The 12,782-nt window shown below is 40.9% G+C and carries 7 protein-coding genes; 1 reads left to right on the top strand and 6 read right to left on the bottom strand.

Features of this window, described 5'->3' with window-relative positions:
- Positions 1-117 precede the first annotated feature (117 nt).
- The 3 genes from ACTG7X_RS02275 to gltB all read right to left on the bottom strand — a co-directional run bounded on the left by ACTG7X_RS02275 (position 118) and on the right by gltB (position 7,682).
- Complete coding sequence (locus tag ACTG7X_RS02275) at positions 118-1,209, bottom strand: porin (RefSeq protein ID WP_439256926.1); 1,092 nt, start codon at positions 1,207-1,209, stop codon at positions 118-120.
- A 492-nt stretch (positions 1,210-1,701) separates the two neighbouring features.
- Complete coding sequence (locus tag ACTG7X_RS02270; RefSeq protein WP_439256925.1) at positions 1,702-3,126, bottom strand: FAD-dependent oxidoreductase; 1,425 nt, start codon at positions 3,124-3,126, stop codon at positions 1,702-1,704.
- 89 nt (positions 3,127-3,215) lie between these two features.
- The gene (gltB, locus tag ACTG7X_RS02265; RefSeq protein WP_439256924.1) at positions 3,216-7,682 is read right to left on the bottom strand and encodes a glutamate synthase large subunit; all 4,467 of its coding nucleotides are present in this window, start codon (positions 7,680-7,682) and stop codon (positions 3,216-3,218) included.
- A gap of 500 nt (positions 7,683-8,182) precedes the next feature.
- On the opposite strand from gltB, the gene gdhA reads away from it, so the two are divergent.
- Positions 8,183-9,532: an NADP-specific glutamate dehydrogenase gene (gdhA, locus tag ACTG7X_RS02260; RefSeq protein ID WP_439256923.1), complete on the top strand. Its 1,350-nt coding sequence runs from the start codon at positions 8,183-8,185 to the stop codon at positions 9,530-9,532.
- A gap of 154 nt (positions 9,533-9,686) precedes the next feature.
- Here the strand turns inward: gdhA and ACTG7X_RS02255 are convergent, their stop codons facing one another.
- The 3 genes from ACTG7X_RS02255 to ACTG7X_RS02245 all read right to left on the bottom strand — a co-directional run bounded on the left by ACTG7X_RS02255 (position 9,687) and on the right by ACTG7X_RS02245 (position 12,753).
- Positions 9,687-10,118: a hypothetical protein gene (locus ACTG7X_RS02255; protein WP_439256922.1), complete on the bottom strand. Its 432-nt coding sequence runs from the start codon at positions 10,116-10,118 to the stop codon at positions 9,687-9,689.
- Positions 10,119-10,331: 213 nt separating this feature from the next.
- Positions 10,332-11,843, bottom strand: a complete 1,512-nt coding sequence (locus ACTG7X_RS02250; protein WP_439256921.1) for a surface lipoprotein assembly modifier — start codon at positions 11,841-11,843, stop codon at positions 10,332-10,334.
- A gap of 94 nt (positions 11,844-11,937) precedes the next feature.
- On the bottom strand, positions 11,938-12,753 hold the full coding sequence (locus tag ACTG7X_RS02245) for a Cof-type HAD-IIB family hydrolase (RefSeq protein ID WP_439256920.1): 816 nt from the start codon (positions 12,751-12,753) through the stop codon (positions 11,938-11,940).
- Positions 12,754-12,782: the final 29 nt, after the last annotated feature.

The raw sequence follows: 12,782 nt of genomic DNA, 5'->3' as shown, positions 1-12,782 counted from the left end.
GCGGTGAAAAATCTTTTATTTTTTCACCGCACTTTTTGTTTAGGATCGTTTCATATTCACAAAAAAGCCCCATTAAATAATGGGGCAAAATAAAAACATTAGTGTATAGGGGTAAAACTAGAAGAAGACTCGAGCACCTAAAGCAATTTCTTTATTTTTCTCAATTTCTTTTCCAGATTGTTTGGTTTTGAATGAACCACCTTCAACATAAACCACAACGTTTTTGTTGAATTGATGGTCTGCACCTAAGAACCAACCACGGAATTTAGTATCTTCAGTATTAGTTAGCTTAGGATTTTTACCTGTACCAAATAAGTATTCAGCATAAACTTTATTTTGTGGTGTGATTTGATATTTCAAACCGATTTCATATTGATTTAATTTTTCGTGTGTGATATTACCTACACGGAATTTAGTAAAGGCATTTTTGTTGTTAATGTCATTTCCTGTTCTGTCAGCTTTGATACCTGCCCAGTCAAAACCTAAAGCGAATTTATCATAGGAAACACGGATACCAGCACCACCTGCTTTTGTTTTATACTCATCATCGGCATAATTACCATTCAAGGCTTCACTGTAACCAGCTTCAATATCTAAACCAAAATCACCGAATTTACCATTGTAATAAGCACCAACTTGATAGGTGCGTCCATCATCTGCAGAATAACCTTTTTTCTTGATTGTATTACCATCATCATCTTTATAAGAAGTTCTTTCTTTCGCAGCATCACCAAATACATAGTCTGCACTGAAATGGAAACCGCCCCAAACTGCAGATTCAAAGTGAATGGCTTTGTTTGCTTGGTCTACCATTTTGGTGATTGAACTACGTTCATAAGTGAAGTCAGCAACACCGATAGCATCACCAGTCAATAATTGACGACCGAATGTCAATGTACCGATGTCAGGATGTGAAATCCCACCGAACATACGTTTAGAATGAATACTATCACCAATGTCTTTTGAAGTGAAACGTAACTCATAGTTAGCTAAGGCTTGAAAACCATTTGCGATATCTTGATATGCACGAACACGTAAACGAGAGCCTTTATCTACTAAATCGGAACGTTTGCCGGTATCATTACGGATTTGTAATGAAACACGTCCATCAATATCAATTTTTGTGCCATCTTGTTGATAAACCACAGTTGCATTTGCAGCGCTAGAAGCTAAGGCTGCGACGGCTAGAGCGATAAGTGTTTTTTTCATAATAATGTTTCCTTATTTTGGTTAAGTAACAAATCGATCATTTTCGACTAGAGTTTAGCAAATTGCTTTGCTTTTGAAGTTTTACTTCTTGATGTGAAATTTAAATGAATTATTTTTTTATGTCAATGCGGTGAGATTTTAGCTAAAAAAGCGGATTTATATATAAATCAATGCGTTATGCTAACGCATATTGTGGTTAAAAATGAGATCTAGATCACAAATTTGAAAGAAAGTTTTTATTTTTCTCTTTTTTGGTTTTTATAACACAATGATTTATAAGGAATAAATTTAATCTATCATTTTTTATTAAAGTAAAAATTCAGAAATAAAGAGAATTAAGAAAGTTTTTTTCAAAAATGTGAGCTAGATCACATTTTTTGCGGGAACTTTTTGGCAATGTGCTAGCAATTAGACGAAAAAAACACAAAAATAAATCCCGCACAGGTGTGCGGGATTGAGCAAATCTGAGGAAAAATACGCTATATTTCGCGCTTATACCTCCAAATACTCCATTATTCCCTCTGCGGCACGGCGTCCCTCGGCAATGGCGGTTACCACTAAGTCCGATCCTCGGGTAATGTCGCCACCGGCGAAGATTTTTGGGTTAGCGGTTTGTTGGGTGAGTTCGCCGTTGGCTTTAATACGGCCACGTTGATCCACTTCCACACCCACCGTATCAAGCCATGGCATGGCATGGGGGGCGAAACCGAATGCCACAACCACCGCATCACATGCCACCACTTCTTCACTGTTTGGAATGACTTCCGCACGGCGACGGCCGTTGTTGTCAGGTTCGCCCATTTGGGTGCGGACAATTTTAATGCCAGTCACTTTGCCAGAGGCGTCGGTTTGAATTTCCAGTGGATCGGCTTCGATTTCTACCGGTTGAGCGTTAAATTCAAAATCAACACCCTCTTCTTTCGCGTTATGATATTCTTTTTTCGAACCAGGCATATTGGCAGCGTCACGGCGATAAACACAGGTGACTTCCACCGCACCTTGTCTAACCGAAGTACGCACGCAGTCCATAGCAGTATCACCGCCACCCAGTACCACCACACGTTTACCCTGCATATTCACAAAATCAGGGGCATCAAAGCCGAGTAAATGTTGCGTATTGCCGATGAGAAATGGTAAGGCGGAATAAACGCCAGTGGCATTTTCATTGGGAATATCTGCTTTCATGCCTTGATAGGTACCGACACCTAAGAATACTGCATCATACTGTGCGACCAGTTCGTCTAGTGTGATATCTTTGCCAATTTCTACTCCTAAGTGGAATTTTACGCCTAATTCGGTAAATAGCTCACGGCGACGTGTCATCACGCTTTTTTCCAGTTTGAATGCAGGAATACCAAAGGTGAGCAAGCCCCCAATTTCTTGTTGGCGTTCGTAAATACTGACTTCTACACCGTTACGAAGTAATACATCGGCACAACCTAAGCCAGCAGGTCCAGCACCGATAATAGCCACTTTTTTACCCGTTGGAACGGCATTAATAGTTGGTTTCCAGCCCATTTCAAAGGCCTTTTCAGTGATATATTTTTCCACATTACCAATGGTGACGGCACCAAATCCGTCATTTAAGGTACATGACCCCTCGCATAAGCGATCTTGTGGACAAACACGACCACAGACTTCTGGCAAACTGTTGGTGGAATGAGCTAATTCTGCCGCTTCAATAATACGTCCCTCATGGGCTAAACGTAGCCAGTTCGGAATATTATTATGTAACGGACATTTGTTTTGACAATAAGGATTGCCACACTCCAAACAGCGATCCGCTTGAGATTGTGCCTGTGTATCGCTAAATACATTGTAAATTTCCACAAACTCGGTTTTTCTTACGTTAAGTGGAATTTTCGGTGGATCCACACGTTGCAAGTCGATAAATTGATAGACGTTTCCACGACCCATAGTTTATTCCTTCAAATCTTTAAAAACTTTTTCTTTTTCCACCGCACTTTGGCTTAAATAAAGTGCGGTGAAAATCCCACAAATTTTTATTACTGAGCTAACGCACCTAATTCATTCACGGTACGGCGTTTATGCCCTAATAACCCATTGACATCATTGGCTTTCGGTTTAATTAACACAAATTGCGAAACATATTGTTCCCAGTTAGCCAAAATACGTTCACCAATACCACTATGGGTTAATTCCACATGGCGAGAAATTAAGCCACGTAAATGCTCTTGATGAGTTGGTAAATCCACAATGCTTAAACCCTCTACTAATTCAGGGTTAAGCCGTTGTTTAAAACCGCCATCTGTATCAAGCACATAAGCGAATCCACCCGTCATGCCAGCACCAAAGTTAATCCCCGTTTTGCCTAACACGGTGACGATACCGCCAGTCATATATTCACAACCGTTATCGCCGATACCTTCCACTACGGCGGATGCACCAGAATTACGCACCGCAAAACGTTCGCCAGCACGTCCTGAGGCAAATAATTCACCGCCAGTGGCACCATATAAACAAGTGTTGCCCGCAATGGTGGCATCTTCCGCCTTGAATGAAACACCTGCGTGCGGTTTGATCACTATACGACCGCCAGCCATACCTTTACCCACGTAGTCGTTAGTATCACCTGTTAAGGTCAGATTCACGCCACCTGCTAGCCATACCCCTAAACTTTGTCCAGCGGTACCCGTTAAATTAATATTAAATTCTTGCAATGGATTACCACGATTGCCGTAACGTGCTGCCAAAATACCAGAAAGCGTTGCTCCAATAGAACGATCTAGGTTGCTCACGTCAAAATTCATTTCACTATTCAAGCCACTTTCTAACGCCTCTTGCGCTTGTTCTACAATCGCTTTGTTTAACAAACCTTTGTCAAATGGTGGATTGTGTTGCGTACAATATCTTGCACTGCCAGCTGGCACTTGTGGCGAATAGAGTAATTTAGTTAAATCTAAACCACGTTGTTTACCCGTATGACCATCAATAATTTCCAATAAATCGGTGCGACCGATTAAGTCGGTGAGTTTTTCTACGCCTAATTGGGCTAAAATCTCACGCACATCTTGTGCAATAAATTTAAAGTAATTCATGGCTTTTTCTGGCAAGCCAGTATAATGTTTACTGCGTAAGGTTTCGTCTTGGGTCGCAATACCAGTGGCACAGTTATTTAAGTGACAAATACGCAAGTATTTACAACCTAATGCCACCATTGGACCTGTACCGAAACCAAAACTTTCTGCCCCTAAAATAGCGGCTTTGACAATATCTAAACCAGTTTTTAAACCGCCATCCACTTGCAACCGCACTTTATGACGCAAATTATTTTCCACTAACGCCTGTTGTGCTTCAGCTAAACCTAATTCCCACGGCGAACCTGCGTATTTCACGCTGGATAATGGACTTGCCCCAGTACCACCGTCATAACCTGCAATGGTGATCAGATCGGCATAGGCTTTGGCGACGCCAGTGGCAATCGTTCCCACACCTGGTAAAGACACTAATTTCACCGAAATTAACGCTTTCGGGTTAATTTGTTTGAGATCGAAAATTAATTGAGCTAAATCTTCAATGGAATAAATATCATGGTGCGGTGGTGGTGAAATCAAGGTTGACCCCGGCACCGCATAGCGTAATTGTGCAATATAAGGGGTCACTTTATCTCCTGGTAATTGACCGCCCTCACCGGGTTTTGCTCCTTGTGCCACTTTAATTTGAATCACTTCCGCACTCATTAAATAAGCAGGCGTTACCCCAAAGCGACCAGAGGCGACCTGTTTGATTTTAGACACTTTTTCCGTGCCATAGCGTTTCGGATCTTCACCGCCCTCACCTGAATTTGAATAACCACCTAAACGGTTCATTGCCGTGGCTAAGGCTTCGTGTGCTTCTGGACTTAATGCACCGATAGACATGGCGGCACTGTCAAAGCGTTTATATAGATTTTCCGCTGGCTCAACTTGTGCAACATCAATCGCATTATTGGGGTCTGTTTTGAGCTTTAACATATCACGAATGGTCGCCACAGGACGATGATTCACGGCATCACGATAGGCTTTGTATTGCTCATAATCACCGCTATTGACGGCTTTTTGCAAGTTCATCACCACATCTGGGTTATAGGCGTGATATTCCCCTTGCGGTTTGAATTTCAAGAATCCGCCCATATCCAAATCTTGACTTGGTCGCCATGCCCGTTTGCGTAATTGACTAAGTTGCTGGTCAAAATCCGCAAAGCTGGCACCCTCAATTCGACTAGTAATCCCAGGGAAACAAAGATCAGTAATTTCTGAACTCATACCCACTAACTCAAATAATCTGGCACAACGATAAGATGAAATGGTGGAAATCCCCATTTTTGACATAATTTTGTACAAGCCTTTATCAATGCCATAACGGAAATTTGCCGTCACTTGACGTAAGGATTTTTTGATTGAACCTGTTTTCACCATTTGCCCTAAGGTTTCATAGGCAAGATACGGATAAATAGCAGTTGCCCCTAAACCAAGTAACACCGCAAAATGATGCGGACTGCGAGCTTCGGCAGTTTCGACTAAAATATTGGTATCACAACGTAAATTGGCAGACACTAATTGATTTTGTAATGCCCCTACTGACAAGGCAGTTGGAATCGGTTGATAGAATTTACTAATATTGCGATCGGATACGGTTAATAAAACTGCACCATTTTGCACCGCACTTTTGGCTTCTTCACACAGATTTTCAATGGCTTGTTTTAAGCTCATTTCATCGGGGTTATAGGTTGCGTCTAAAATTTGGTGTTTATAATATTGTTGTGGCAAATCCAAAATTTGTTGCATATCGGAATAGACCAAAATCGGTGATTTAAAACTGACTCGATGGCTCATTCCTTCCGCTTCAAAGAACACGCTCATTTCACGTCCGATACTCGTGTTTAATGACATCACATGAGCTTCACGTAATGGGTCAATCGGTGGGTTTGTTACCTGTGCAAAATATTGACGGAAATAATCAAAAATTACTCGTGGACGTTCAGATAGCACCGCAAATGGCGTATCATCACCCATCGAACCGACCGCTTCTTGTCCGTTCTCACCCAGTACACGAATGATATTCTCAATTTCTTCGTTATCGTATAAGAATTGTTTTTGATACACCAATAACTCTTGTTCGCTTAACGTTGTCGCACCAATTTGGCTATCATCTACTTGATCAAATGGTACTAAGCGTTTGACGTTTTTATCTAGCCATTGGCGATAAGGGTGTCTGGAGCGAACTTCATTATCAATTTCATCGGAATGCACTAAACGCCCTTTTTTGGTATCAATCACTAATAATTGCCCCGGTCCAACCCGTCCTTTTTCTACCACTTCATCAGGTGCATAATCCCAAATACCGATTTCTGATGCGATAGTAATTAAGCGATCTTCGGTGATCACATAACGAGCTGGGCGTAAACCATTACGGTCTAGGTTACAAGCAGCATAACGACCGTCAGACAGCACAATTCCAGCAGGACCGTCCCAAGGTTCCATGTGTATAGAGTTAAAATCATAAAAAGCTCGCAGATTATCGTCCATGTCAGGGTTATGTTGCCACGCAGGCGGTACTAATAAACGCATGGCACGGAATAAATCCATACCGCCACACACAAACAGCTCCAGCATATTATCCAACGAGCTAGAATCCGAGCCACTTTCATTGACGAACGGTGCAGCAGTTTGTAAATCTGGAATTAACGGCGTGCGATATTTATAACCCCTTGCTCTCGCCCAAGCTCGGTTGCCTGAAATGGTATTAATCTCACCATTATGGGCTAAATAGCGGAATGGTTGAGCTAATTTCCAACGGGGTTGGGTATTGGTGGAAAAACGTTGGTGGAATAAACAAATCGCAGATTGCATGCGTAGATCGGCTAAATCTGTATAGAATTTCGGCAAATCTTTCGGCATACACAAACCTTTATAAATCACAGTTTGATTAGAAAAACTACAAATATAAAAATCATCATGGCTGATACGTTTTTCAATACGACGACGAGCCACAAATAAACGGCGTTGCAAGTCTTGATTTCGCCAACCGCTCGGTGCATTAATAAACACCTGTTTGATCGCTGGCATATCTGCAAGAGCGATTGAGCCTAAAACCGATGGATTGGTTGGCACATCACGCCAATAGGCAATGCCTAAGGTTTCTTCGGTCAGTTCTTGATTAATAATCTCAATAAATTCGGCTATTAATTTCTCATCTTGCGGTAAAAAAATCTGACCCACCGCAAAATTTTTGGCTAAGGAAAAGCCATTCTCATCGGCGATATGGCGAAAAAAGGTTTCTGGCATTTGAATAGATAAACCGCAACCATCGCCAGTTTTACCGTCTGATAAAATCGCTCCACGATGTTGCATCCGAGATAAGCCTAAAATGGCATTACGTACGACTTTGTGGCTCTGCACGCCGTCAATATTGGCGATCAGCCCAAAACCGCAGTTTTCACGCACTTCACTGCGATCATATAGCGTTGTCATAAGTTGTCTTCCTGCAAATAGAGTAAAAGTAAAATCGTTTTAGCTAACAAAGTGGGAAAAACAAGCGATTTTACACCGCACTTTGTTATTTCGTTATATAGGTAAAATTCATCTTAGATTGAATAAGGGTTTGTGTAAATATATCAAACATTATATTTATATAAACGCCTTAATGATTAAATTAAATATAAATAAATGTTGTTTATTTTAAATCTTATCTAATTTTATATGAGTGGATAATTGTATCTATATAATTTCATGATTATTTGAATGTTATTTTAAACAAAAATTGACGATTTTGTCATTTATTTAGAAAAAATATAATTTTTATCGCTTTTTAATGAATGAAAATAATTTCCATTTAGTGGTGTTGATTTATCTTTTGAGAAGATGAAAAAAAGCATTGCATTTTGAATGGCGTTTTTGCATAGTAGAACCCGAGCTGTTCAAACAGCGATTGCAAACAAACCTATTACTCATATTAAAAAAGGAAACATATTATGTCTAACACAGTCTCATCATTAGAACAATTTTTAGCTTACGTGGCACAACGTGACGGTCATCAACCTGAATTTTTACAAGCCGTGCGTGAGGTTCTGACATCCATTTGGCCTTTTATTGAAAAAAATCCAAAATACCGCTCACAAGCGTTATTAGAACGTTTAGTTGAACCTGAACGTGCATTCCAATTCCGTGTCGCATGGACTGATGACAAAGGTCAAACCCAAGTCAACCGTGCTTTCCGTGTGCAGTTCAATAGTGCGATTGGTCCATTTAAAGGCGGTATGCGTTTTCACCCATCAGTTAACTTATCTATCCTAAAATTCTTAGGTTTTGAACAAATCTTCAAAAATGCCTTAACAACCTTGCCAATGGGGGGGGCGAAAGGCGGTTCCGACTTCGATCCAAAAGGTAAATCTGATGCGGAAGTGATGCGTTTCTGCCAAGCATTAATTGCAGAATTATATCGTCATATTGGTCCAGATACTGACGTGCCAGCAGGCGACATTGGTGTAGGTGGTCGTGAAGTGGGCTATCTTGCAGGGTATATGAAAAAATTATCTAACCAAGCTGCTTGCGTATTTACGGGTCGTGGGCTTTCCTTTGGTGGGAGCTTAATTCGCCCTGAAGCCACAGGTTACGGCTTAGTTTATTTTGCACAAGCCATGTTAGCGGAAAAAGGTCAATCTTTCCAAGGTAAAACTGTTTCTGTTTCAGGTTCAGGTAATGTTGCACAATATGCGATTGAAAAAGCGTTACAACTTGGTGCAAAAGTGGTTACCTGTTCAGATTCATCGGGCTATGTTTATGATAAAGACGGTTTCACCGCAGAAAAATTAGCTGCCTTAATCGAAATTAAAGAAGTGAAACGTGGTCGTGTGAAAGATTATGCGGAACAATTCGGCTTAGAATATCATGCAGGTCAACGTCCTTGGGGAGTAAAAGTGGATATTGCATTGCCTTGTGCAACCCAAAATGAAATTGAATTAGCTGATGCACAAAAACTCATTGCCAATGGCGTACAATTAGTGGCTGAGGGGGCTAATATGCCAACCACTATTGAAGCGACTGATGCGTTCTTAGCGGCTGATGTATTATTTGGACCAGGTAAAGCTGCCAATGCCGGTGGGGTAGCGACATCTGGTTTAGAAATGGCACAAGGTTCACAACGTTTATACTGGAGCCGTGAAGAAGTCGATGCTAAATTACACAGCATTATGTTAGATATTCATGCCAACTGTAAAAAATATGGTTCAGGTGAGGGCAAAAATATTAACTATGTGGTGGGGGCAAACGTGGCTGGTTTCGTTAAAGTTGCTGATGCCATGTTGGCACAAGGTGTCTATTAATTTTTTACTGCTTTGACTAAAATAGAGTAGGGCGAATCAAATGGATTCGCCTTGTTTTTTTCTAATAGGGCGTAGTGTCTAAATTTATGCCAATCAATTTGTCTACTTATTTATAAAAAAACCAGCTTAAAGGCTGGTTTTTGGAAAATGTTGATTATATTTCTACGGTTTTTGAATACTGTCTGTGAGTAATATGACCGCATTTGGGACATTGACAAGTTTGATTATAATAACGAGTTACTTTTCTCACTTCCACAAGTTTCGTTATATCTCCGTAAGCATTTTTTTTGGTTTGAAATTCAATCCTAGGTTCGCTTTGCCCTGTTATTTCTGTTCCAATCACTTTAAGACCCGTTGGGATAATTAATGCTTTACAATTTTCACATCGGGCATTTGTGTTGAACTCTGTAAATGCCATAGGTAAAAGAAAGGTGATAAGCCATATAAATAAAACCGTGTCCCCTGAAATAGCACCAAATAACCAAAGTAAGCTGGAAAATATAGGTATGAGTAATATGATTTTATAGATTTTTACAAATCGTTTATTGGCAAATAATTCAATCGCTTTCGTTATTTTGTCGCTCATTTTGTTACTCTCTTTTCAATGTCAGTAAAATCAAAGGATGGCTAATTTTGTCTTAAAAAGACAAGGTATTCTAACATTGTTTTTTTTTTGAGCAATTTTGTTTTAAAAAATAGACGAAAGGCAATAACAATCCGCACGTAAAACGTGCGGATTGTTATTAGGTCTTATTTCTTTTAAAAGAAAACGAGTAAAGTGCGGTGAAAATAAAGCCAATTAAAAGCGTTTACTCAATTCTAAATATACCTGATGTTTATCATAGGTATAGAACACATGGTTACTTTTGGTTTTGTGGTAACTGTATGTTAAGCGTGGCGTAATGCCTTTGTAATGAATGGCGCGGTGCCAAACGGAAAGGGCCGCGCCGTATTCTTTATTACGTTGGGTAATATTAAAAATCGGCATTGGGCCTTTGTAATGTTTTTGCCCATAGCTTAAATTCACCCGCGTGGAAAGGCCTTTGCCCCATTCTTGCACCCAACCGAGATTGATTGCTCGGCGGATATAGCTGTCATCCGCATCTCGCGTGCCAGTACGGTTATAGCTGAGGTTGACATACCAATATTGTTGAGCGTTGCGTAAATAACTTAATCCGCTGGAAATATAATGGGTGTTGCCGTTTAAGTGTTTACGCTCGGTGTAGCGTTGTTCGCTATATTGATAATTGGCACGCCATTGCCATTTTGGATTGATCCAATAACTAAAGGCCAGATCGGCCCCGCCTGATTTAGAGAAACGTTTTAGACTTTCGCTGCTTTCACGGCCGCCGGCGTAAAGGGTTTGTTCCCAAAAAGGAATTAAACTGAGATCAGTACGTCCAGTTTGATAACCTAAGCCAAAGCCACCGTGCAGGGTCATTTCATTGTATTTTTTATTGTTCCAGTAATATTTGCCGTACAGGGAAAGGTCTAACTGGTGGTAAAAACCATTGCCCCACGACCATTTTTTGCTGGCGTCCAGATTATAACCAAAACCTTGTGCCGATTGACGTTTAGGCGGTGTCCAGTTGCCATAGGTGGTGCCTGATTTGGGGGCATTATTAATGTTTGGATCATGTAAATAGGTAAACCCACCGCCAAAACTCCAACGATCTTGTTGATGAATGGCGTTGATATACGTATCAATTAAACGCGCCACTTCTGGTGCCATTTTTTCACTGCGTAATTTCTCGAATTGTCCCTCGGACGCGTCATATTCTTTGTTTTCAAATAAGGTGACGGCCAATTGCAGGCGCACGGGGAACACATCATTATGTTGAGCCAAAATAGCACGATAGAGGCGGATAGATTGGCTGTAATTTTGTTCTTTGCGCGCTAAAATGGCTTGTTGCCATTGGGTTAGCAAGGGATCTTGCCATTTAGCGTCAATTTTCTGATAAATCGGGTATAAAATCGCCACCGTATCCGCATTGCCTTGCGCGACGGCAGGTAATAGGGCGCGGATCACTAATTCTGGTTGGTGCGCCAGTTCTTCTTTGCTGATGGATAATGAATGCGTTTGGGGTGCGGCCACGCTTTGCGGTCTGTGTGGTTGAATTCGTTGAGATTGTAGCGGGTTATCGGTGTTTTTGCCATTCATGCGTTGATCTTCAAAATGGCGATTAATCTCACGCTGTCCTTGTGCGGTGGTGTCTTCAGCCGCCCAAAGTGCGGTGGGAAAAATGCTAATTAAAGCAAGTGCTAATGCGGAACGAGAAAAGAGAGAAGGAGAAAATAATTTAGGTTTCATTTGTCAATCCTTAACATAGTATAATGAGAATAGTTTACATTTATTTAATTTTGAGTGCAAACCTAAATTTCTCGCGCCGCTCACCTTTTGGGGGTTATGCTTTGATTAATCCGGCTTTTTGCAGAAAATGCGCAATGCCATCTTGCTCAATATGATCGGTCACAAAATCCGCCACCGCTTTTAATTCATCACAAGCGTTACCCATGGCTACGCCAACCCCAACGGTACTTAACATTTCCAAATCATTTAAGCCGTCACCAAAGGCCATCGCATTTTCTACTGACAAGCCCAAATGGTTTAACAAATGCAAAATGCCCCGCGCTTTGGAACCTTGTACATCAAATAAATCCACCGATTGCTCGTGCCAACGTACGGTTTTTAAGCCATTTAAAATGCCAGAATTTTGCACCAATTCATCTTGGCTTTCATCATAAAATGGTAGAATTTGGAACACTTCATGATGTTGATAGTAGTCTTTGTCAATATGATAAGCGGTTTTCAACGGATCCACCGCACTTCGCACTTGATCCGTAATGCGAGATACCGCCAAATGTTCATTAGACACAAAGGCATAATCAATCTGTTGTTGCTCAAAAAAGGCGACGACCTCGGCAATCTTTTGCGTCGGAATGGGTAATTTATCCACCACTTGACCCTGATGTACCACATATTGCCCGTTCATGGTGACAAAGGTATTCAGGCCGGCTTGTTGCACTAATGCTTTAATTTTCGGTGGAAAACTGCAAGGCGAGCGACCGGTGGCAATGGCGGGAATAATGCCTTTTTGCTGTAATTGTTGAATGGCGGGCAACACCGAGTGAGGTAAAAAATCCTTATCTTTGACGATCAATGTTTCATCAATATCGAAAAACACAATTTTAATTGTATGCTTGAAATGGGCGAAATCCATATAAAATCCTTGAACTCTTGCTAATAATA

Origin of the sequence: Lonepinella sp. BR2271 (genome assembly GCF_051851515.1) — a bacterium.
Lineage (GTDB): Bacteria > Pseudomonadota > Gammaproteobacteria > Enterobacterales > Pasteurellaceae > Lonepinella.
This window is presented reverse-complemented; position numbering and strand designations above follow the sequence as displayed.